Genomic DNA, 22,178 nt, shown 5'->3' with positions numbered 1-22,178 from the left:
GGCCCGCCGTCCGTGGGGCGGTGTCAGCGCTGGGCGAGCACCACCGGCACCGCGTCCCCGGCGAAGGGGCCGTCCGGCCCCTCCTGGTGGCCGACGACCGTCACGCCCTGCCGCGGGCTGTACGACACGCTCTCCGTCGCGACCAGGCCGCCCTCGGGCGCCGCGGGCAGCGCGAGGCGGTGCCAGCCCGTCGCGTCGGACTGGGCGACGTAGCCGTCCCGGCCGCCGACGACGCTGCCTGCGACGGCGACACCGGACGGGGTGAAGGCGATGCCGGTCAGCTGGCCCGCGTCCGCCGGCGCCGGCACCTCGCGCCACACCCCGCCGGTCCGGCGCAGCAGCAGGGCGTGGCCCGGGTCGTCCTCGGTCAGCAGCGTGCGGCCGACCGCCCAGACGCTTCCGGTGCCGTCCACGCCCAGGCCGTACACCTCGCCCCCGTAGCTGTCCGGGAGCTTCTCGGCGGTCCAGGTGCTGCCGTTCCAGTGCTGGACCACCGGCACGTCGTCGCCGCCCCAGCCGGCGGTGTACACGTCGTGGCCGGACACCACGAGCGAGGTGGGCAGGTAGGTCAGCGCGTCGGGCACGGGGAACCGCTTCCAGGCGTGGCCGTCCCAGTGGACGACCAGCGCCTCCATGTGGTCCTGGATGATCCAGCCGCCGGGCTTGGCGGGGTTCGGCTCCCCGCTGTCGAAGATCTGGAGCCAGCCGGTCGCCCACACGTCGGACGGCCCGCTCGCGGCCACCTGGACGAGGCCGCCGCCCTCCGCGTTCGCCGGCGTCGGCACCGGCTCGGCCTGCCAGGAGGTGCCGTCGAAGTGGTCGGCGAGTATCGGCCCGCACACCTGGAAGTCGGGCGGGAAGCCGCAGTTCGCGGTGCTCCGCCCCTCCAGGCCCACCGCCCAGGCCTCGCCCGCGGTGCCGGGCACGGCGGCGGTGGAGTTGATCTCGTTGTCGCCGTTGCCGACGCCCTCCGACGGCAGCGCCACGGCCTGCCAGCCCTTGCCGTCCCGGTCGTCCTTGCGGAGCAGCAGGGGGCTCTGACGGACGACCTTCTCGCTGACGGCCCGCTGGTTCAGGCCGCTCGCGAAGGTGACGTGGGCCCCGGCCTGCGTGACGTCGAACAGCGACCCGCTGCCGGGCGGCACGGGCTGGGCGGTGAGGGGGCCGTTCCCGGCGTCCGCCGTCAGCGGCGCGGCCGAGGCGGTACCGGTGAGGGTGCCGGCGGCGATCAGGGCGGCGGCGGCCACCAGGGCGGCAGAGGCCGAAGTCCGCATGCGCATAGCCAAGTTCTCCGATCCGGACGGCCTACGGGAAGTGCCGTCCGTCCCTCTCACGCCCCGCCCCGCCCGGAGGTGACGCCCCAGGGCGCCATTTCTGCACGGGTGTTCGCAGCCGCGCATGCAACTGCCCGCACCGGGCAGGCGATCCACCAGGACAACACGGGAACCGCAGACGAATTCCACCTCTGGAGGCGAACGCTGTGGGTATCGGAGGCTGCATCATCCTGATCGCGGTGGGCGGCATCATCACCTTCGCGACGGACTGGCACGCCAAGGGCGTCAACCTGGACCTGGTCGGCCTGATCATGATGGCCGTGGGCGTGATCGGGCTCGCCGCGTACGTGAGCATCTTCAAGCGCCGCCAGATCCCGCCGACCCGGGACGGCGACGTGCCGCCCGTCGTCGAGGAGCGCTACTACGCCGACGAGCGGTACCCGGGGCCGCGCTACTGAGCGACCCCCGTCACGCCTCGGCGCCTTCGTCGAGGCCCGCCAGCACCAGGGCCAGGCGCGTGTCGCCGCTGTCGGTCAGCCGCACGGGGACGCCCCAGTCCTGCTGGTGCACATGGCACGCCGGGTACTCGGCGGCAGGCGCGTCGTCGCAGGACGCCGCCATCGCCGAGACGTGCAGCACGCCCTCGGGCACGGCCGGGTTGAGCACCAGGTCGCGGAAGAGGTCGGTGCCCTTGCCCTCGCCGTCCGTGAGCAGCTCCGGCGGGGTCGCGCTGACCAGCAGCCGCGTCGAGGGCCCGTACCGGTCGTCGAGCTTCTGCCCGGCGGGCGCCGAGAAGACGACGTCCAGCCGGAAGGCGCCGGGCGCCACGTCCGTCGCGGCCCGCTGCGTGCGGTGCGCGACGCCCTCGACGCGTACGGCCTCCTCCGGCAGCCGCAGCCGGGTCAGCCGGTGCCGGGCGGACTCCACGACGACGATGTCCCCGGCGACGACCGCCGCGTCGGACGGCTCCCGCAGGTCGGTCGCGAGCGTGCTGACCTCACCGGTGACGGGGTCGTAGCGGCGCAGCGCGTTGTTGTACGTGTCGCTCACCGCGACCGAGCCGTCGGGCAGCCCGGTCACGCCCAGCGGGTGCTGGAGCAGCGCCTGACCCGCGGCGCCGTCGCGGTGCCCGAAGTCGAACAGCCCGGTGCCCACCGCGGTGCGCACGACGTAGCCCTCCTCGCCGCCGGCCCCCGCCGCGCGCTCGGCCCAGCGCAGGGCGGAGGTCTCGGAGTCGGCGATCCACAGCCTGTTCCCGGAGACCGTGAGCCCGGAGGGCTGGGCGAACCACGCCTCGCGCGCCGGGCCGTCGACCAGGCCCTCGTTGGTGGTGCCCGCGGCGACCTCGACGCGGCCGGTCGCCGGGTCGTACGTCCACAGCTGGTGCACGCCCGCCATCGCGATCCACACCCGGTCCTCGAACCACGCGACGTCCCACGGCGACGACAGGTCCACCCGGAGCGCCTCGCCCGCGGTCGGCGAGCCCTGCCACCACTGGCGTCCCGTGCCGGCGACCGTCGTCACGACACCGGACTCCAGGTCCAGCCGGCGCAGCGCGTGGTTGACGGTGTCCGCGACGATCACACCGCCGTCCGGCAGCATCGCGAGCCCCTGCGGCTCGCTGAAGCGCGCGGTCGCCGCGTCGCCGTCCGCGAGGCCGCGCTCACCGCTGCCGATCCGCCGCACGACGCTCTCGCCGTCCGCCGCCAGCTCCACCAGGGCGTGCCGCGTCGAGTCCGACACCAGGTAGTGGCCCGAGCCCGGCAGCGCCAGCACCTTGCCGGGGAAGCGCAGATCGGTCGCCACCGGCTCCGGCGGCACGTACGGGCCGTCGCCGCGGCGCAGCGTGCCCTTCTCGCCGTGCTCGGCCTCCAGCTGCGTCACGAGCCGCTCCAGGGCGTGCGCGTGCCCCTCGCCTGCGTGCTGCGCGACGACGTAGCCCTCCGGGTCGATCACGACGAGCGTCGGCCACGCCCGGACGGCGTACTGCTTCCAGGTGACCAGTTCCGGGTCGTCCAGCACGGGGTGGTGCACCTCGTAGCGCTCCACCGCATCGACCACCGCGTCGTGCTCCGCCTCGTGCACGAACTTCGGCGAGTGCACGCCGACGATCACCACCGTGTCCCGGTGCCGCGCTTCCAGTTCCCGCAGCTCGTCCAGGACGTGCAGGCAGTTCACACAGCAGAAGGTCCAGAAGTCCAGGATCACGATCGACCCGCGGAGGTCGGCGAGGGAGAGGGTGGCCCCGCCGGTGTTCAGCCAGCCGCCCCTGCCGGTCAGCTCGGGCGCCCGGACGCGTGCACGTGCAGTCATGTCCCCATCCAACAGCATTCCCCGGGGTAGGCATTCCCGCATGAAATACGTGGTGCGGGAGAAACTGCTCGCCATCGGCGAGGACTACTGGATCGAGGACGAGGGGGGCCGCCGCGCCTTCTACGTCGACGGCAAGGTGCTGCGGGTCAGGGAGACGCTGGAGCTCCGGGATCCCGGCGGCGAGGTGCTCGCCGTCATCCACCGCAAGCTGCTCACGCTGCGCGACGCCATGACCGTCGAACGCGGTGGCGACGTGCTCGTCACCGTCCGCCGGCGGCGGCTCGCCTTCCTCCACGAGGTCTACCGCGCGGAGCTCGCCACCGGCGAGGAGCTGGAGATCCGCGGGGACCTCATCGGCAAGGAGTACGACATCGAGTACGAGGGCGAGCGGCTCGCCCGCGTCTCCCGCCGCCTGCTGTCCCTGCGGGACGCCTACACCGTCGACGTGGAGCGGCCCGACGCGGACGCGGCGATGCTCGTCGCGATCGCCGTCTGCGTGGACCGCCTCGCGGCCAAGGAGGAGTAGCCCCATCCCCGCCGCCGCGGGGTGATCCGCCGTGGGTTCCCCCGGGAGGGCCGCGAGGGGCGTCCCGCAGGGCGCGTCAGGGCGTGCCGGGCGGCGGGACGGGGAGCACGCGGTCGCGCAGGACGGGGAAGTCCTGCCTCGTGGCCGCCACCCGCGAAGGGTCCAGCTCGCAGGTGAGGAGCTGCTCGGCGGGACCGGCCTCGGCGAGGACGGCCCCCCAGGGGTCGACGACCATGCTGTGCCCGGCCTGCTCCACCCCGGCGTGGGACCCCGCCGTCCCGCAGGCGAGGACGTACGCCTGCGACTCCACCGCCCGCGCGCGCACGAGCACGCGCCAGTGGTCGAGGCGCCGCGCCGGCCACCCGGCGCAGAGCACCAGCAGCTCGGCCCCGCCGTCGACGAGCAGCCGGAACTGCTCGGGGAAGCGCAGGTCGTAGCAGGTCGCGAGCCCGACGACACCGAACGGCAGACGGGCCGTCACCACCGTGCGCCCCGCGTCGAGCAGCGCGGCCTCACCGCTGTCGAAGCCGAAGCGGTGGATCTTGCGGTAGGTGGTGACCAGCTCGCCGTCCGGCGAGAAGAGCAGCGCGGTGTTGTAGAGGAGCCCCTCGGCGTCGCGCTCGACGACGGACCCGGCGTGCAGCCACACCCCGGCGTCCCGCGCGGCGGCGCTCATCGCCTCGGCGGTGGGCCCGCCGTCCACCGGCTCCGCCTCCGCGGCGAAGTCGCCGGAGGCGAAGGCTCCGACGGGCCACAATTCGGGCAGGACGACGAGATCGGCGCCCGTCTGGGCGCGGACGAGCGCGGCCGCGCGCACCCGCCGCCGCGCGGGCGTCTCCGCCGGGTCGACATCGATCTGGACTAGCGTTGCGCGCACCTGGACACCGCCCATACGTTGGGTCGTCAAGCCGGGCCTACCATCGTCACTCGAAAGCACTGCGTGGGCGCCCGCGCGCAGCGTAACTTAGGCGCCAACCACCACGACCGCGCACCGATCCGTCGAGGGGTCCCGTGACCGTCCACAGCAAGCTCCAGCCGTACATAGACGCCTGGACCCACTCCATCGAATCCGTCAACGAGCTGGTGTCGCCCCTTGCCGAGGGGGAGTGGAACCGCGCCACGGAGTGCCCGTACTGGTCGGTGCGCGACGTCGTCTCCCACATCATCGGCTTCGAGTGCGAACTCCTCGGCGATCCGCGCCCGATCCACACCCTTCCCAGCGACCTGCGGCACATCACCTCCGAGACGGCCCGCTACACCGAGGTGCCGGTGGACATCCGGCGCCACCACACCGCCCCGGAGATGACGTCGGAGCTGGAATACACGATCATCCGCAGGGCGCGGCAGCTGCGCAACGAGTCGCGGCAGCCGGACGCCAAGGTGCGCGCGATCGGCGGCGGCGAGACGACGCTGGAGGAGCAGCTGTGGGGCCGCGTCTTCGACGTCTGGGTGCACGAGCAGGACCTTCGGCGGGCCCTCGACAAGCCCGGCAACCTGGCGTCGGCGGGTGCGGTGCTGGCGCGCGACTACGTGCTGCGGTCGCTGCCGAAGCTGGTGGCGCACGACGCGGGCGCGCAGCCGGGCTCGGCGGTGGTGTTCGACGTGCACGGGCCGCTGGAGTTCATGCGCACGGTCCGGGTGAACGCCGAGGGCCGCGGCAGCATCGACTCCGCCGTGTCGCTGGGTCCCGCGGTGACCTTCGTCGCGGACTGGGAGACCTTCCTGCGGCTGCTGACCGGCCGCGTCCGCCCGGCCGCGGTCAGCGGCCAGGTCAAGGTCGAGGGCGACGCGGACCTCGCGGACGCGATCCTGCGTCACATCGCCGTGACGCGCTGAGCCGTCCGGGTGAAACACCGTACGCCGAACGGGTGCGGGCCTTCCGGGGCTCGCGCCCGTTCGCCGTTCGGACGGGGCTACTCGCCGCGGACGGCGGCGGGCGTGCGGTGGACGGTCTCGACGCGGCTCACCGCGATCCGCTCGCGCTCCAGCCGCTCGCTGGCCCGCCGCAGCCGCAGGATCTGCGCGAGGCCGAACGCCTCCATGACGAAGATGCTGCACCAGGCGACGCGGTAGTCGCCGCCGGTGGAGTCCAGCAGCACGCCGACCGCCAGCAGGGTGAGCATGGAGGCGACGAAGCCGCCGATGTTGACGATGCCGGAGGCCGTGCCGAAGCGTTCCGGCGGGTTGGCGGGGCGCGCGAAGTCGAAGCCGATCATCGACGCGGGCCCGCTCGCGCCCAGCACCACGCACAGCGCCACCAGCAGCCACGTCGGGTCGTCCCCGCCGGGCCAGGCGAGCACCCCCGCCCACGTCAGCGCCGTCACCGCGACCACGCCGAGCGTCAGCGGCAGCCGCGCCCCGTGGTGACGGGAGATCAGCTGGCCGAAGAGCAGGCCGAACGCCATGTTGGCCAGCACCACCAGGGTGAGCAGCCCGCCCGCCGCCCCGCGTGACAGGTGCTGCGCCTCGACGAGGAACGGCATGCCCCACAGCAGCAGGAAGACCATGCCGGGGAACTGCGTCGTGAAGTGCGTCCACATGCCGAGCCGGGTACCGGGCTCCGCCCAGGCCGCCGCGATCTGGCGCCGTACGTACGCGGTGCCCGCGTGCTCGGCGGGCGCGGGCTCGTAGCCCTCGGGGTGGTCCTTGAGGAAGGCCGTCATGAGCAGCAGCACGAGGGCGCCCGCGGCCGCCGAGCCGACGAAGGTCGGGGTCCAGCCCGCGGAGTGCAGCAGCCGTGCCAGCAGGACGGTCGAGATGAGGTTGCCGGCCACCCCGAAGAGCGCCGCGGTCTGCGCGATGATCGGCCCGCGGCGGGCCGGGAACCAGCGCGAGCCGAGCCGCAGCACGCTCACGAAGGTCATCGCGTCGCCGCAGCCCAGCACCGCCCGGGCGGCCAGCGCCGTGCCGTAGGAGTGCGACAGGCCGAAGGCGAGCTGCCCTGCGGTGTAGAGCAGCGCGCCGAGCGTGAGCACCTTCTTCGTGCCGAGCCGGTCCACCATCAGGCCGACGGGTATCTGCATCCCCGCGTAGACGAGCACCTGGAGGATCGAGAAGGACGACAGGGCCGAGGCGCCGACGTGGAAGCGGTCGGCGGCGTCGATGCCCGCGACGCCGAGGCTGGTGCGGTGCACCACGGCGACGAGGTAGACCAGGGTGCCGACGCTCCACACCAGCACCGCCCGCCGGCCGCCCGGCGGATCGCCGGGCAGCGCGCGTAGAGCGGCCGCGCCGGCCCCGCCGCCCCGGGAGGGTTCACCGCCCGCCGTCACGACTCGCCCCGCGCCAGGGTGTTGACGCGGACCAGGTGCCGGGAGACCGCCGCCTTCGCCTCCCGGACGCCCGCACCGCGCAGCGCCTCCAGGATCTCGGCGTGCTCCTCGATGTTCTTGGCGACCCGGCTCGGCTCGGCGTGCATCGTGGCCACGCCCATCCGCAGCTGCCGGTCGCGCAGCTGGTCGTAGAGCTGGGCGAGGATGCGGTTGCCGGCCGCACGGACGATCTCGGCGTGGAAGCAGCGGTCGGCCACCGCGAAGGCCGCGAGGTCGCCCGCGGCGGCGTGCAGCCGCTGCTCGGCGAGGAGTTCCTCCAGCCGGGCCGCGAGCGGCTCGGGCAGCGCGCCCGCGAGCTTGGCCACCGCGTGCTGCTCCACCAGCAGCCGGGTCTCGACGACGTCGGCGATCTCCTGCGCGGAGACCGGCAGCACGAGCGCGCCCTTCTTCGGGTAGAGCTTGAGCAGCCCCTCCGCCTCCAGCCGCAGCAGCGCCTCGCGCACGGGGGTGCGCGACACCCCCACGGCCTCGGCGAGATCCCCTTCCGTGAGCAGCGTGCCACCCTCGTAACTGCGCTCCAGCACACCCGCCTTGACGTGCAGGTAGACGCGCTCGGCGGCGGGTGGCGACTTGGCGGCGGCGCCGCCGGAGGCTGCGGTGACGGTATCCATGATGCGCACATCATAGATACAACAGCCGCCCGGACGGCACGGCGGTCCGCGATGCGGACGGCACACCTCCGGCGGAGGCGGTCATTCGAAGACGGGCACGGTCCCGCTGTAGTGGCGCACCGCCGCGACGACCTCGGCGCGCCGCACCCCGTACAGGCGCGTAGGCACCACCAGTGCCGTCCCGAACTGCTTCATCAGCCGCTTGCGCCTGCGCCGCGCTCCCCCGGACAGGACCCTCGGCCCGACCGGCAGCAGGGGCAGCTCGGTGGCCGGGGACCACGGGAAGAACACCAACCCCCCGCGCCTCACCTCGGCCTTCCGCAGCTCCCGCCACGGCACGGTCGGCTCCCCGGCCACGGTCAGCCCGGCCTCGTCGATCCGCAGCAGGCAACCCCGCCGGTGCAGCTCGTACTGCTGCCCGACGAAGAACATCCCCCACCCCAGGAAGTAGCACCCGCGCACCACGGAGCCGGTCGTCACGTGCCAGTCCGTCGGATTGAGCGTCACCACGGCGACGATCCCGGCCACGACCGCGGTGCGCGCGACCGTCCTCCACCCCCAGCTCGACCGCACCTCGTAGCCGCTCTGCGGCTCACCTGCTCCGGCGTCGTCCCCCATCGCACCTGTCCCCCCGGACACGTCCCGCCCCGCAGGCGGGAACACGCTCGCATCGTCCCACCGCGCCCACCGTCCGGCCAGAGCGGGTGACGTGGCGTCAGTCACCGTCGAAGACCGGCGGCCCGCCGCTCAGCGCCGCACCGCGGCGACGATCTCCTCCGACCGCAGGCCGTACGGCCGCGGGGGGACGATGAACGCGGCGCCGGAGCGCCAGGGACTCAGCCGGCCGTCACGGCGCGGGCGGGAGGTCGTCGCGGAGGATCGAGTAGAGGACGTTGTCGTGCCAGCTGCCCTGCCGGAAGGTGGACGCGCGCATCACGCCCTCGCGCGTGAAGCCGGCCTTCTCCAGGGCGCGCTGCTCGGCGATGTTGTCGATGTCGGTGTCCGCCTCGACGCGCACGGCGACGGAGTGGTCGAAGAGGTAGCGCACGAGGAGGCGGTGGGCCTCGGTGCCGGCACCGCGGCCGCGGGCGTCCGGCCAGAGCATGATGCCCATGTTCCAGTGGAAGGACGTGCCGCGGGGGATCTTCCGCCAGGAGACGAAGCCGAGGGATTCGGTGCCGCGCACGACGAGGAGGCGGCCGCTGTCCGGGCCGAGGATGCCGTTCTGCTCCCAGTCGCGCTTCCAGCGGTGCGGGTCGGACCAGCCGAACCACTGGAAGGGGCCCGAGGCGACGGGGTCGGAGAGGTGGCCGTTGATCACGGGGAGGTCGTCCTCGGTGATCGGGCGCAGGGACACGGCGTCGGGGGCGTGGTTGCCCTGGGTGTCGATCATCCGGTCATCGTATGACCGTGGTGATCCGATGTGGCGTTCCCTCAGGGGCGGATGGTGCTGACCAGATCCGCGGTCGAGGCGACCGTCGACTGGATCGTCGGCGCGACGCTGGAGCTCGCCAGGCAGAAGCCGAGCAGCCCCGCCACGATCGCATGGCTGACCTTGAGGCTCTTGTTGTGCATGAGCAGCCCCACGATGACGAGGAGCAGCACGATGACGGAGACGTGGACGACCATGGGGCGATAGCAGCACAATTCGACCGCGGAGCGGCGCAAACACGCAGAAGGGGCGGGTGCGGACGTCAGTACGTCCGCACCCGCCCCACCCTTTCGGGGATGTGCCCGGCGCCTACGCCCAGGTGATCAGCCGCTTGGGCTGCTCCAGGACCGCCGCCACGTCCGCGAGCACCTTCGACCCCAGCTCGCCGTCGACCAGCCGGTGGTCGAAGGACAGCGCGAGCGTGGTGACGTGCCGCGGCTTGACCTTGCCCTTGTGCACCCACGGCTGGAGCTTCACCGCGCCGAAGGCGAGGATCGCCGACTCGCCGGGGTTGAGGATCGGCGTACCGGTGTCGACGCCGAAGACGCCGACGTTGGTGATCGTGACCGTGCCGCCCTGCATGTCGGCGGGCGCGGTCTTCCCCTCGCGCGCCGTCGCCACCAGCTCGCCCAGCGCGGCGGCCAGCTCCGGCAGCGTCCTGTCCTGCGCGTCCTTGATGTTGGGGACGATCAGGCCGCGCGGGGTGGCCGCGGCGATGCCGAGGTTCACGTAGGACTTCTGGACGATCTCCTGCGCCTGTTCGTCCCACGTCGCGTTGACCGCGGGATTGCGCCGGATCGCGACCAGCAGCGCCCGCGCCACCAGCAGCAGCGGGCTGACCTTCAGGCCCTCGAAGGCCCGGTCCTCCTTCAGCTGCTGGACGAGCTTCATGGTCCGGGTGATGTCGAAGGTCACGAACTCGGTGACGTGCGGGGCCGTGAACGCGCTGGACACCATGGCCTGCGCGGTGGCCTTGCGCACGCCCTTGATCGGCGTACGCGTCTCGCGCGCGCCCGCCGCCGGAGCGGTGAGGGGCGCGGAGGGCAGCGGCGCGGGGGGCGCGGCCGCGGCGCGGATGTCCTCGCGCGTGACGACGCCGTTCGGGCCGGTCGGGACGACGGTGGCCAGGTCGATGCCCAGCTCCTTGGCGAGCTTGCGCACCGGCGGCTTGGCCAGCGGGCGTTCGGCGGCGGGCGCCGGGTGCCCGTTCACGGGAGCGGCCGGGCCGGGAGCGGTCTCGGGGGCCGCAGGTGGCTGCTGCTTGCGCGGGCGGCGGGTGGTGGAGGACGGCGCGACGCCGTACCCCACCAGCACCGCCTCGCGCTTGGCGGCCGCCGGCTCCGCGGCGGGCGCGGGCTCGGCGGCGGCCGGAGCGGGCTGCGCCGGTACGGCCTCGGACGCGGGCGCCTGCGGCGTGCCCGCGGCGTCCCCCGGGCCCTCGGCGCCCTCTGCGCCCTCTGCTCCCGAGGCGTCCACGACGATGATCGGCGTGCCGACGTCCACCGTCGTGCCCTCGCCGAAGCGGATCTCGCTGACCACCCCGTCGTAGGGAATGGGCAGTTCGACGGCCGCCTTCGCCGTCTCCACCTCGCAGATCACCATGCCGTCGTGCACGGTGTCGCCCACCGCCACGTACCACTTGAGGATCTCCGCCTCGGTCAGGCCCTCCCCGACGTCCGGCATCCTGAACTCGCGGAAGCGCTGCCCCTGTGCGGTCACGGTAGTCACAACCCTCTCCCTCAGTACGCCAGGACGCGGTCGACGGCGTCCAGCACCCGGTCCAGGCCGGGGAGGTACTCGTCCTCCAGGCGGGCCGGCGGGTAGGGGGCGTGGAAGCCGCCGACCCGCAGCACCGGCGCCTCCAGGTGGTAGAAGCAGCGCTCGGTGATGCGCGCCGCGATCTCCGCGCCCGAACCGTAGAAGACCGGCGCCTCGTGCACGACGACCAGCCGCCGGGTCTTCTCCACCGACGCCTGCACGGTGTCGAAGTCGATCGGGGAGAGCGAGCGCAGGTCCACGACCTCCAGGCTACGGCCCTCGTTCGCCGCCGCTGCCGCCACCTCCAGGCACACCTTCACCATCGGCCCGTACGCGACGAGCGTGACGTCCGTGCCCTGCTGCGCGACGACCGCCGAGTGCAGCCCGGCCGGGACCGCCTCGGTGTTGACCTCGCCCTTGTCCCAGTAGCGGCGCTTGGGCTCGAAGAAGATCACCGGGTCGTCGCACTCGATGGCCTGCTGGAGCATCCAGTACGCGTCCGAGGGGTTCGACGGCGAGACCACCTTTAGGCCCGCCACGTGCGCGAAGAGCGCCTCGGGCGACTCGCTGTGGTGCTCGACCGCGCCGATGCCGCCGCCGTACGGGATCCGGATGACGACCGGCAGCTTGATCTTGCCGAGCGCGCGGGCGTGCATCTTGGCCAGCTGGGTGACGATCTGGTCGTAGGCCGGGAAGACGAAGCCGTCGAACTGGATCTCCACCACCGGCCGGTAGCCGCGCAGCGCCAGGCCGATCGCGGTGCCGACGATGCCGGACTCGGCGAGCGGGGTGTCGATGACCCGGTCCTCGCCGAAGTCCTTCTGCAGCCCGTCGGTGATGCGGAAGACGCCGCCGAGGCGGCCGACGTCCTCGCCCATGACGAGGACCTTCGGATCGCTGTCCAGCGCCTTGCGGAGGGACTCGTTGAGGGCCTTGGCCACTGCCATCGTCTGCTTCATGATCAGTGCCCCTGTCCTGCGGTCGCGCCGTCTTCCTCGAAGGACGCGAGGTAGTCCGCGAACTGCGCCCGCTCCTCGTCGACGAGCGAGCTGCCGTCCGCGTAGACGTTGTCGAAGATGGCCATCGGGCCCGGGTTCGGCATGGTCCGCACGCCCTCGCGGACCCGCTTGGCGAGGGCGTCGCTCTCCGAGTCGACCCCGGCGTAGAAGCCCTCGTCGGCCAGGCCCTCACGGTCGAGGTAGGCGCGCAGCCGGGCGATGGGGTCCTTCGACACCCACTCCTCACGCTCCTCCTCGCTGCGGTAGCGCGTCGGGTCGTCGGTCGTGGTGTGCGCGCCCATCCGGTACGTGAACGCCTCCACCAGCATCGGGCCCTGCCCGCTGCGCGCGTGCTCCAGGGCCGCCCGGGTGACCGCGAGCACCGCCAGCACGTCGTTGCCGTCCACCCGCACGCCGGGGAAGCCGTAGCCCGCGGCGCGCTGGTAGATCGGCACGCGGGACTGCTTCTCGGTCGGCTCGGAGATGGCCCACTGGTTGTTCTGGCAGAAGAAGACCACGGGCGCGTTGTAGACGGCCGCGAAGGTGAAGGCCTCGGCCACGTCGCCCTGGCTGGAGGCGCCGTCGCCGAAGTACGCCAGGACCGCCGAATCGGCGCCGTCCTTGGCCACGCCCATCGCGTAGCCCGCGGCGTGCAGCGTCTGGGAGCCGATCACGATGGTGTAGAGGTGGAAGTTGTTCTCGTTGGGGTCCCAGCCGCCGTTGTTCACGCCGCGGAACATGCCCAGCAGGTTCAGCGGGTCGACGTCGCGCGTCCAGGCCACGCCGTGCTCGCGGTAGGTCGGGAAGACGTAGTCGTCGGGCCGGGTCGCCCGGCCGGAGCCGATCTGCGCGGCCTCCTGGCCCAGCAGCGACGCCCACAGGCCCAGCTCCCCCTGCCGCTGCAGGGTGATCGCCTCGCCGTCGAAGCGGCGGGTCAGGACCATGTCCCGGTACAGGCCGCGCAGCTCCTCCGCCGTCAGGTCGATCGCGTAGTCGTCGTGCTCGACACGCTCGCCCTGCGGGGTCAGCAGCTGCACGAGCCCGGGCTCACCACCGCCACGGCGCTTCGCGGCGGCTGCACGGGTCGTCCGCCCCCTTTTCGCGGGGGCACCACCGCCGGCAGTGCTCTTCACGCTCACGTTCGCTCCTCCGTCTGTCCGGCCCCCGGGATCTGCCGGGGAGCAGGATGGGGCCGCCCTCCCGTGTCTACGGGAGGCGGCGCACCTGGTCCGGCGGGACGCACGGGGTGTGTGCGGCATGACCGAGCCCAGGGCTGACAGCGCCCCGGCGAATGGCCTGCGACTACAGACGTTACCCACAAGTCCAGCATTCGCGCTAAGCCGTCCGACCTGCGGTTTTGCTTGGATTTCCTAGTAACTGCGCGCGCGCCGCGCATTCGGGTCGGGCATTCGTTTATTGCTGCAGGCCACCGGGACAATCGCACCGTATCTCGAATGGCGGACAACCGTAAGGGGCGGCAGGGAGCGCGTCGGCGGGAGGCGGGAAGCTCCGGGGGGTGCGACGCTGGGGGCGTGAGCGAAAACGGCCGTAAGGGTCATATACGGGTGTTCGTGGTGGACGACCACGAGGGCGTCCGCCGCGGGGTCAACCGGCTGCTGTCCCTCGACCCGTCGATCGAGGTCGTCGGCGAGGCCGCCGGCACCGCCGAGGCCGTCGACCGGGTGCCGGACGCCCATCCGGACGTCGCCGTCCTGGACGTACGCCTGCCGGACGGCAGCGGCGTCGAGGCCTGCCGGGAGATCCGCTCCCACGACGAGTCCGTGAAATGCCTGATGCTCACCTCCTTCGCCGACGACGAGGCCCTCTTCGACGCGGTCATGGGCGGTGCCGCGGGCTACGTCCCCAAGGTCATCACGGGCGACGACCTGGTCAGCGCCGTCCGCGAGGTCGCCGCGGGCCACTCCCTCATCGACCCGGCCGCCACCGCGGAGGTGCTGGAACGCCTCCGGGAGGGCGGCGCGCGCGGCGGCGAGGGCCAGGGCCGGGAGCGGCCCGGACGCCTCACGACGCGCGAGCGGGAGATCCTCGACCTCATCGGCGAGGGCCTCACCAACCGCGAGATCGCCGAACGCGCCGGGCTCGACGAGCGGACCGTACGGCAGCAGGTCTCGACGCTGCTGCACAAGCTGGGCATGGCCCGCGGCGGGGCGCAGGGCGCGGGGGCGGCATGAGACGTACGCCCGCGTGGCCGGCACGGACGGTGTGAGGCGCACGGGCGGCGCGGGCGCGGGGGCGAAATGCGGCGCAAAGGCGTAAGGGCGCCCTTAGCAGGTCGAGGTGGGGTGGCGCCACCTCGCCCGAACGGCCGCGCCCGTTGATCTACGCTGACACTCGTGACGGGCACGGCAACGGAGCCGCACACGCGGGCTGCGCTGTCCGCGCTGCTGCACCGGTACGAGGACGCGGGCGAACCGCTGACCTGCGAAGCCGTCCCCCGGGGACTGCTCAACCGCGGCTGGCGGGTGACCACCACCAGGGGCCGCTACTTCCTCAAGCAGTACATCTCCGCGGACACCGCCGCCCCCGCCACCATCGTCCGCCAGCACCGCGCCACCCGGCGCCTGGCCCGCCTCGGCCTCCCCGCCGCCGCGCCCCTGCGCGCCACCGACGGGCACACCGTCACCGTGCACGGCGGCGTCGGCTACGCGCTCTTCCCGTGGATCGACGGCACCCACCGCGAGGGCACCGACCTCGACGCCGACCAGTCCCGGCGGCTCGGCCTCCTGCTCGGCCTCGTCCACACCGGCCTGGCCCGCGTCCAGCCGCCCCCCGCCGCCGGACCGCGGCCCAGCGCCGACCCCGACGCCACCCACGCCGACATCGAGCGGCTGCTCGCCCTCGCCCGGGCGCACCGCCCGCACGACACCTTCGACCGGCTCGCCGAGCACCGCCTGGTCGAACGGCGCGAACTCCTCCGGAGGCACGCCCACCGCCGTCCGCCCGACCCCGCGCCGGAGGGGGGCGTGCAGGGCTGGGTGCACGGCGACTTCCACCCGCTCAACCTGCTCTACCGGGGTGACGAGCCCGCCGCGATCGTCGACTGGGACCGGCTCGGCGTCCAGCCGCGCGCCGAGGAGGCCGTCCGGGCCGCCGCGATCTTCTTCGTCCACCCCGTCGACGGCCGCCTCGACCTGCGCAAGGTCCGCGCGTACGCCCGCGCGTACCGGCTCGCCTCCGGAGCGGGCGAGGACGAGGTCGCGGCCGCCGTCCACCGGGTGTGGTGGGAGCGGCTCAACGACTTCTGGATGCTCCAGTGGCGCTACGAGCAGCGCGACCTGCGCTCCGACCCGCTCTTCCCCGCGACCTCCGCGCTGGCCGTGTGGTGGACGGGGGAGTACGAGGCGGTGCTGGACGCCTTCGCGGGGTAGGCCGCGGGGCGGCGCCCGGGATCAGGGCTTGTCGCCGGAACCCCCGGGGCCGCCGTTGCCGGCGCCGCCCGACCCGGCGGTGGGGGTGCCCGTCGGGGCGTCGTCGGTCGGAGAGGAGGACGGGGTGTCCTTCGTCGGCGGCGGCGTGGTCTTCGTCGGCTTCGACGACGGCGTGTCCTCGGTCGGCGGCGTCTTCGTCGGGGACGGGGGCGGCGCGCTCGTCGACGGGGTCCAGGACGGCTTCGTCGGCTCGTCCGTGGGGCCGCCGGTGTCGGTCGGCTCCTGGGTCGGCTGGTCCGTGGGCTGCTCGTCGCTCGGCCGGTCGGCGGGCGCGCTCGTGGACGACGTGGGCTGGTGGTTGTCGGCCGGGTTGTCGCCGCTGCCGTGGCCTTGCGTGGCGAGGACCACGCCGATGACCACGGCCAGCACCGCGGCCACGGTGAAGAGGACGGGCTTGAGCCAGCGGTTGCCGCTGCCGCCGTCGTAGCCGCTGCCGCCGGAACCGGTGCCCGAGCCCGCCGCCGCGCCGCCGACGACGCCGGGGACGAGCGGGGCCTTCAGCTCGGCGGTGCTGCCGCTGCCGCCGTCCGGGCGGTAGCCGCCGGCGCCGGGGGCACGGCCCTCGGGGAGGACCGCGGTGATGGCGCCGGTGTCCCACATGCCGCCCGTCCAGCCGCCCTGCTGGGTGAGGGCCTGGTGGGCGTAGCCGACGACACCGCGCATCTCCTCGGCGCTCTGGAAGCGGTCCTCCGGCTGCTTGGCGAGCGAGCGCAGCACCAGGCCGTCCAGCTCGGGCGGCACCCGGTCGCTGACCTGCGACGGGAGCCGCGGCTCGTCCTGGACGTGCTGGTAGACGACGGAGAGCGGGGTCTCGCCGACGAAGGGCGGGCGCAGTGCGAGCAGCTCGTAGAGCAGGCAGCCGGTCGCGTAGAGGTCGCTGCGGTGGTCGACGGACTTGCCGAGCGCCTGCTCCGGGGAGAGGTACTGCGGGGTGCCCATGACCATGCCGGTCTGCGTCATGGTGGTCGCGGCCCCGTGCAGGGCGCGGGCGATGCCGAAGTCCATGACCTTGACCGCGCCGCCCGTCGTGATGATCACGTTGGCGGGTTTGATGTCCCGGTGCACGATGCCGTGCTGGTGGCTGTACGCGAGGGCGTCCAGCACACCGGAGACGATCAGCAGCGCCTGGTCGACGGGCGGCGGCGTGGCGCTGGTGAGCAGGTCCTTGATCGTGTGGCCCTCGACGAGTTCCATCACGATGTAAGGGGCCGTGCCGTTCGGGGTGCGGTCCTCGCCCGAGTCGTAGACGGCCACGACGGCGTGGTGGTTCAGGCCCGCGACGGCCTGTGCCTCGCGCGTGAAGCGGGCCTTGGCGACGGGGTCCTCGGCGAGGTCGCCGCGCAGCAGCTTGACGGCGACGATCCGGCCCAGCCGCACGTCCTCCGCCGCGAAGACCTCGGCCATACCGCCGCGGCCGAGCTTGCGCGTCAGCCGGTAGCGGCCGTCGCCGACGACGGAGCCCGTGCCCCACTGCTGGAGGGAGGTCTCAGACGCTCCGGTGGCCGCGGCCGTCTCGTTCGGGTCGACCATCAGTCCTCGCCGTCGTTCGCCATCGCTTGGTCTGGTGCGCCACCGTACCGCTTTTCCGCCGGCCGTCTCGGCCCGCGTCCGGTGAACGGGCGCACCCGTGCACCCGTCGCCGCGACCCCGTCGGCCGGGGCCGCCGCGCACCGCTCACCCCAGCCGCCTACCCCCCGGCGGCCGCCCGATCCCGATACGCGGGAAAGTTCCGCGTTCTGTACGGGCTCGATGCGTATCAGGTGACGAGATGGTCAACGAACTTGACGTGCCCGCGCGATCGGCCAGACTGAGCGGGCAAGCTCGGGGACGTGTGTCATCCCGTCGGACCTTCATGGGGGTAGCGGTACTGATGAGCGGGGACGCCACGCAGGGCGGCGGTTACACGGGGCGCTCGGTGGGCGGTGGGCGCTACGTACTGCGCAACCTGCTCGGTCAGGGCGGCATGGCCTCCGTGCACCTGGCGCACGACACCGTGCTCGACCGGCCGGTGGCGGTCAAGACCCTGCACACCAACCTCGGCCACGAGCAGTCCTTCCGCGAGCGCTTCCGCCGCGAGGCGCAGTCCGTCGCGAAGCTCAACCACACCAACATCGTCTCGGTCTTCGACTCCGGCGAGGACACGATCGACGGCCAGGTCGTCCCCTATATCGTCATGGAGTACATCGAGGGCCGTCCGCTCGGCGACGTCCTCGCCGCCGACATCGCCCAGTACGGCGCGATGCCCGCCGACAAGGCGCTGAAGATCGTCGGCGACGTGCTCGCCGCGCTCGCCGTGAGCCACGAGATGGGCCTGGTCCACCGGGACATCAAGCCCGGCAACGTGATGATCACACGGCGCGGTGTCGTGAAGGTCATGGACTTCGGCATCGCACGGGCCATGCAGTCCGGCGTCACGTCGATGACGCAGACGGGCATGGTCGTCGGCACCCCGCAGTACCTGTCGCCCGAGCAGGCCCTCGGGCGCGGTGTCGACGAGCGCTCCGACCTCTACTCGGTCGGCTGCATGCTCTTCGAGCTCCTCACCGGCCGGCTCCCCTTCGACGCCGACTCCCCGCTCGCGATGGCCTACCAGCACGTCCAGGAGACGCCCCCGGCGCCCTCCGGCTTCAACCGCGCGCTGAGCCCGGCCGTCGACGCGCTCATCGCCCGCGCCCTGCGCAAGAACCCGGCGGAGCGCTTCCCGACCGCCGACGCCATGCACGACGAGACCGACCGCGTCCTCGCCGCCACCGCGCAGAACGCGATGCCGCAGCTCTCCGGCGACGCCGTCACCAGCAGCCGGGGCGAGGGCGTCGCCCACTCCGTCTTCCCCTCCGCGCAGGGGCCCGTGCAGACCCCGCCGCCGCAGCTCCAGACGCCGTACGCGCCGACGACGCCCGCACCGCAGTCCAATTACGCCCCGCACACCCCGCCGCCCTCCGCCTACGGCTACCCGCAGCAGGGCGCCCCGACCCCGCCGCCCAGCACCGCCTACGGCATGGGCGCACCGCCCTCCCTGCAGGGCATACCCCCGCAGCACATGGGCGGCGGCATGGGCCCGGGCGGGCCCGGGGGCGGCCGCAAGCGCAACACCCCGCTGATCGTGGGCGCCGCGGTGGTGGGTGTCGTCATCGTCGTCATCGTCGCCGTCGTCCTCGCGACGCAGGGCGGCGGCAAGCCCGACCCCGACCCCACGGCCGCCCCGAACCCCACCGCGACCACCGGGGCCCCGACGCCCACCGCCACCGGCGACGGCGTCGTCATGGGCGACCAGACCCGCACCATCGAGCCCAGCGAGTGCACCAAGGCGCACAACGAGCTGATCAACCCGGGCAAGCCCAACCTCATGACGATGCCCGACTTCACCTCGATCTACGTCGACTCCGCCGTGGCCTGCATGAAGGCCGCCAACTGGCCGTACGAGATCAAGGACATGGACGAGCAGCAGTGGGGCAAGGGCACCGTCACCTCCCAGAACCCCAAGCCCCTCGACGACTTCGACGCCAGCTCCGGTGACAAGGTCACCATCTGGGTCTCCACCGGCAAGAGCGCCAACTAGCCGCGCCGCAGGCTCCGCGGGCCCGCCCTCCTTCGCGGAGGGCGGGCCCGCACCGCTGCCGGGGCTCCGCGGACTAGAGGTACGGACCCGAGCGCGAGCCGGGGTGGCCGCCCTCCAGCTCCTCCTCGTGCCCGAGCGCACCCGGCGGCAGTGCCCGCCGCATCTGCTCCAGCTGCGCGCGCGCCGCCATCTGCTGGGCGAACAGCGCGGTCTGGATGCCGTGGAAGAGGCCCTCCAGCCACCCGACCAGCTGCGCCTGGGCGATCCGCAGCTCGGCCTCGCTCGGCACGCTGTCATCGGTGAAGGGCAGCGACAGCCGCTCCAGCTCCTCCACCAGCTCCGGCGCGAGCCCGGCCTCCAGCTCCTTCACGGAGCTGGCGTGGATCTCCTTCAGCCGCACCCGGCTGGCCTCGTCCAGAGGCGCCGCCCGCACCTCCTCCAGGAGCTGCTTGATCATGCTGCCGATCCGCATCACCTTCGCCGGCTGCTCGACCATCTCCGTGACCGGGACCTCGCGCCCCTCCTCGCCGTCCGTGCCCTTGGCACCGCCCAGCGCCAGGCCGTCCGGCCCGACGACCAGGACCTGCGGATTCTTCGAGCTCTCCGGCGAGCGTTCGTTCATCGGCATCTCCATGCCGCCATTGTCCCGCACCTGCCTGCCCCGCGGCCGTGTGCCCCCTCGTCCCCCGCGCTCCCCGCTCACCCGCCGGCCCGCCTGCCGGGGTGCGGCCGCGAGCGGGTGACCCGGGGCGCCGGTGGCCCCGCCCCACCAGCACCGTTACCACCAGCAGCACCGGCGCCCCCCCGGGGAACGGCCACCGGGACACGGGGGGCACGCTGCCCCCGTCCGTCCAGCCATGGGGCAGGTCGCGGGGGCGCCGTGCCCACTGGTGCGCCCGCGCGGGCGCGGGCGCGCGGGAGAGCAGGGCGGGGGGCGCCGGGAGGTCAGGGGCGGCGCAGCCGGAGTCCCAGGAAGCCCAGGCCGAGGCCGACCAGCACCATCCCCGCACCGAGCGGCAGCACGCGGAGGACCCGGGGTCCCCGGACAGCGGCAGGGGACGGGTCGCCGTGCGCCGCGGCCGGTGCGGGGAGGGTGGCGGGGGCCGGCGGCGGGGCGGTGGGGTCCGCGCCGGGCACGAGCGAGGGCGCCTGCTCGCGGACGCCGTGGTCGTAGCGGTGCGGCCGGGGCCCGTCCCCGTAGGCGCGGTGCCGCGCGTGCCCGCCCGGGCCGGATCCGCCGGCCGGGATGCTCACGGGCGGCCGCAGCGCGCCGCCGGAGGAGGGCACGGACGGCCGCGCGGAATCGGGGCGGGCGGGCTTTCCGGCAGGGCGGGAGGGAACGGGCGGGACGGCGGGAGCCGGCGGACGGGACGGCGGGGGCGTGGCCGGTGTGCCCGAGGTGGCGGGCGGACGCGCCGCGCCGTGCGGCGGGGCGGTCACGGGTGGGCCGGGCGGCGGGGGACCGGGAGGCCGCGCGGTCCCCGGCGGCGGTGCGGGTCGCGCCGGGCGGGCGGTCCCGGAGGGCGCGGGCGGCCGGAGGTCCCCGGCCCCGCCCGGCTGCGGGCCGCCGGGCCGCGGGTCCCGCCCCGGCCGGGGCGGGCGCGCCGCACCGGGAGTCGGCCCGCGGGGCGTCACCCCGCGCGGAGGCGGAGGCGGGCGGCCCCGGCGGGGCGGGGCGCCCGGCGGCCGGCGGGGCGACGAGGGCCGCCGCGAGCAGCACGGGCGCCGCCGCGCGGAGGACGGTGACGCCGGCGGGGCGGACGGGATGCGCCACACCGGGCGGTGACCCGCGCCTGCCGGATGCCCACCGCACGTCCCTCGCCTCTCCGCCGGACTCTCGGTGGAACCAGCGTCACACGAGGTGACACGTCCGGCATCCCGGGCATCCGGCGACGCGGGGGCGATCAGACGGCGAGCAGGATCTTGCCGATGTGCTCGCTGCTCTCCATCAGCCGGTGCGCGGCGGCGGCATCGGCCAGCGGGAAGGTGCGGTCGACGACCGGGCGCACCGTGCCCGCCTCGACCAGCGGCCAGACGTGCTCGCGGACGGCCGCGACGATCGCCGCCTTCTCCTCCCCCGGCCGGGCCCGCAGGCTCGTCGCGATGACGGCCGCCCGCTTGCCGAGCAGCTTCGCGAGGTTGAGCTCCGCCTTGGCACCGCCCTGCATACCGATGACGACGAGGCGCCCGTTGAGGGCGAGGGCGTCGAGGTTGCGGTCCAGGTACTTCGCCCCGACCACGTCCAGGACGACGTCCGCGCGGCGGTCGCCCAACTGCTCGACGAAGTCCTGCTCCCGGTAGTTGACCAGGATGTCCGCGCCCAGCCCGGCGCAGAAGGCCAGCTTCTCCGGGCTGCCCGCGGTGGTGGCCACCGTCGCGCCGATCGCCTTGCCGAGCTGGATCGCCATGGTGCCGATGCCGCTGGAGCCGCCGTGCACGAGCAGCGTCTCACCCGGTCGCAGGTGCGCGATCTGGAAGACGTTGGACCAGACCGTCGCGGTGACCTCGGGCAGCCCGGCCGCCGAGACCTGGTCCACGCCCCGGGGGAGCGGCAGCAGCTGTCCGGCCGGCACGGCCACCAGCTCGGCGTAGCCGCCGCCCGACAGCAGCGCGCACACCTCGTCCCCGACCGACCAGCCCGCCACTCCCGTACCGAGCCGCACGATCCGCCCGGAGCATTCGAGCCCGGGGTAGGGGGAGGCACCCGGCGGCGGGTCGTAGAAACCCTGCCGCTGGAGGACGTCGGCGCGGTTCACCGCCGAGGCCGCGACCTCGACGAGCACCTCGCCCGGGCCGGGTTCGGGATCGGGGACCTCGGCGAGGACCAGCGCGTCGGGGCCGCCGGGCTCGGCAATGGTGATCGCACGCATGTCACGACCATACGGGAAGCGGTTGCGGCGGTCCGCCGCGCCGTGCGGCGGCGGGG

Annotated in this window: 21 protein-coding genes; 6 read left to right on the top strand and 15 right to left on the bottom strand. The window is 73.9% G+C overall.

The window, feature by feature from the left end; all coding sequences use genetic code 11:
• Positions 1-23: 23 nt before the first annotated feature.
• Positions 24-1,274: a hypothetical protein gene (locus tag ACH4SE_RS02885; RefSeq protein ID WP_398541459.1), complete on the bottom strand. Its 1,251-nt coding sequence runs from the start codon at positions 1,272-1,274 to the stop codon at positions 24-26.
• Positions 1,275-1,480: 206 nt separating this feature from the next.
• Between ACH4SE_RS02885 and ACH4SE_RS02880 the strand changes: the two genes are divergently transcribed.
• Complete coding sequence (locus ACH4SE_RS02880; RefSeq protein WP_398541458.1) at positions 1,481-1,732, top strand: hypothetical protein; 252 nt, start codon at positions 1,481-1,483, stop codon at positions 1,730-1,732.
• Between the two features lie 10 nt (positions 1,733-1,742).
• Here the strand turns inward: ACH4SE_RS02880 and ACH4SE_RS02875 are convergent, their stop codons facing one another.
• Positions 1,743-3,587, bottom strand: coding sequence for an NHL domain-containing thioredoxin family protein (locus ACH4SE_RS02875; RefSeq protein ID WP_398541457.1), 1,845 nt, complete (start codon positions 3,585-3,587; stop codon positions 1,743-1,745).
• A gap of 40 nt (positions 3,588-3,627) precedes the next feature.
• Between ACH4SE_RS02875 and ACH4SE_RS02870 the strand changes: the two genes are divergently transcribed.
• Positions 3,628-4,113, top strand: coding sequence for an LURP-one-related/scramblase family protein (locus ACH4SE_RS02870; protein WP_398541456.1), 486 nt, complete (start codon positions 3,628-3,630; stop codon positions 4,111-4,113).
• A gap of 76 nt (positions 4,114-4,189) precedes the next feature.
• Here ACH4SE_RS02870 and ACH4SE_RS02865 read toward each other — a convergent pair whose 3' ends face one another.
• The gene (locus ACH4SE_RS02865; RefSeq protein ID WP_398541625.1) at positions 4,190-4,990 is read right to left on the bottom strand and encodes a carbon-nitrogen family hydrolase; all 801 of its coding nucleotides are present in this window, start codon (positions 4,988-4,990) and stop codon (positions 4,190-4,192) included.
• Positions 4,991-5,124: 134 nt separating this feature from the next.
• Between ACH4SE_RS02865 and ACH4SE_RS02860 the strand changes: the two genes are divergently transcribed.
• A complete protein-coding gene (locus tag ACH4SE_RS02860; RefSeq protein ID WP_398541455.1) occupies positions 5,125-5,949 on the top strand; it encodes a maleylpyruvate isomerase family mycothiol-dependent enzyme in 825 nt (274 codons plus the stop codon).
• Positions 5,950-6,026: 77 nt separating this feature from the next.
• On the opposite strand, the gene ACH4SE_RS02855 is transcribed toward ACH4SE_RS02860, so the two are convergent.
• The 8 genes from ACH4SE_RS02855 to pdhA all read right to left on the bottom strand — a co-directional run bounded on the left by ACH4SE_RS02855 (position 6,027) and on the right by pdhA (position 13,383).
• Positions 6,027-7,385 (bottom strand): nitrate/nitrite transporter, encoded by a 1,359-nt coding sequence (locus tag ACH4SE_RS02855; protein WP_398541454.1) that lies wholly within the window; start codon positions 7,383-7,385, stop codon positions 6,027-6,029.
• On the bottom strand, positions 7,382-8,056 hold the full coding sequence (locus ACH4SE_RS02850; RefSeq protein ID WP_398541453.1) for a GntR family transcriptional regulator: 675 nt from the start codon (positions 8,054-8,056) through the stop codon (positions 7,382-7,384). The genes ACH4SE_RS02855 and ACH4SE_RS02850 overlap by 4 nt, the downstream gene beginning before the upstream one ends.
• Positions 8,057-8,137: 81 nt before the next feature.
• Entirely contained in the window at positions 8,138-8,674 is a 537-nt protein-coding gene (locus ACH4SE_RS02845; RefSeq protein WP_398541452.1) for a hypothetical protein, read from the bottom strand.
• Between the two features lie 229 nt (positions 8,675-8,903).
• Complete coding sequence (locus tag ACH4SE_RS02840) at positions 8,904-9,449, bottom strand: GNAT family N-acetyltransferase (RefSeq protein ID WP_398541451.1); 546 nt, start codon at positions 9,447-9,449, stop codon at positions 8,904-8,906.
• A 41-nt stretch (positions 9,450-9,490) separates the two neighbouring features.
• Positions 9,491-9,685, bottom strand: a complete 195-nt coding sequence (locus ACH4SE_RS02835) for a hypothetical protein (RefSeq protein WP_398541450.1) — start codon at positions 9,683-9,685, stop codon at positions 9,491-9,493.
• 112 nt (positions 9,686-9,797) lie between these two features.
• On the bottom strand, positions 9,798-11,216 hold the full coding sequence (locus ACH4SE_RS02830; RefSeq protein ID WP_398541449.1) for a dihydrolipoamide acetyltransferase family protein: 1,419 nt from the start codon (positions 11,214-11,216) through the stop codon (positions 9,798-9,800).
• An 11-nt stretch (positions 11,217-11,227) separates the two neighbouring features.
• On the bottom strand, positions 11,228-12,205 hold the full coding sequence (locus ACH4SE_RS02825; RefSeq protein ID WP_398541448.1) for an alpha-ketoacid dehydrogenase subunit beta: 978 nt from the start codon (positions 12,203-12,205) through the stop codon (positions 11,228-11,230).
• A 2-nt stretch (positions 12,206-12,207) separates the two neighbouring features.
• Complete coding sequence (gene pdhA, locus ACH4SE_RS02820; RefSeq protein WP_398541447.1) at positions 12,208-13,383, bottom strand: pyruvate dehydrogenase (acetyl-transferring) E1 component subunit alpha; 1,176 nt, start codon at positions 13,381-13,383, stop codon at positions 12,208-12,210.
• Between the two features lie 393 nt (positions 13,384-13,776).
• Between pdhA and ACH4SE_RS02815 the strand changes: the two genes are divergently transcribed.
• Positions 13,777-14,436, top strand: coding sequence for a response regulator (locus ACH4SE_RS02815; RefSeq protein ID WP_398541446.1), 660 nt, complete (start codon positions 13,777-13,779; stop codon positions 14,434-14,436).
• Between the two features lie 153 nt (positions 14,437-14,589).
• A complete protein-coding gene (locus ACH4SE_RS02810) occupies positions 14,590-15,633 on the top strand; it encodes a phosphotransferase (protein ID WP_398541624.1) in 1,044 nt (347 codons plus the stop codon).
• Positions 15,634-15,654: 21 nt separating this feature from the next.
• On the opposite strand, the gene ACH4SE_RS02805 is transcribed toward ACH4SE_RS02810, so the two are convergent.
• Positions 15,655-17,223: a protein kinase gene (locus tag ACH4SE_RS02805; protein WP_398541445.1), complete on the bottom strand. Its 1,569-nt coding sequence runs from the start codon at positions 17,221-17,223 to the stop codon at positions 15,655-15,657.
• Between the two features lie 340 nt (positions 17,224-17,563).
• On the opposite strand from ACH4SE_RS02805, the gene ACH4SE_RS02800 reads away from it, so the two are divergent.
• Complete coding sequence (locus tag ACH4SE_RS02800; RefSeq protein WP_398541444.1) at positions 17,564-19,252, top strand: protein kinase; 1,689 nt, start codon at positions 17,564-17,566, stop codon at positions 19,250-19,252.
• A 73-nt stretch (positions 19,253-19,325) separates the two neighbouring features.
• On the opposite strand, the gene ACH4SE_RS02795 is transcribed toward ACH4SE_RS02800, so the two are convergent.
• The 3 genes from ACH4SE_RS02795 to ACH4SE_RS02785 form a co-directional block, all read right to left on the bottom strand.
• Positions 19,326-19,886 (bottom strand): bacterial proteasome activator family protein, encoded by a 561-nt coding sequence (locus ACH4SE_RS02795; protein WP_398541443.1) that lies wholly within the window; start codon positions 19,884-19,886, stop codon positions 19,326-19,328.
• A gap of 311 nt (positions 19,887-20,197) precedes the next feature.
• The gene (locus ACH4SE_RS02790) at positions 20,198-20,506 is read right to left on the bottom strand and encodes a hypothetical protein (RefSeq protein ID WP_398541442.1); all 309 of its coding nucleotides are present in this window, start codon (positions 20,504-20,506) and stop codon (positions 20,198-20,200) included.
• A 650-nt stretch (positions 20,507-21,156) separates the two neighbouring features.
• Complete coding sequence (locus tag ACH4SE_RS02785; protein ID WP_398541441.1) at positions 21,157-22,122, bottom strand: NAD(P)H-quinone oxidoreductase; 966 nt, start codon at positions 22,120-22,122, stop codon at positions 21,157-21,159.
• Positions 22,123-22,178 lie beyond the last annotated feature (56 nt).

This window comes from Streptomyces sp. NPDC020983, assembly GCF_044333485.1.
Lineage (GTDB): Bacteria > Actinomycetota > Actinomycetes > Streptomycetales > Streptomycetaceae > Actinacidiphila.
This window is presented reverse-complemented; position numbering and strand designations above follow the sequence as displayed.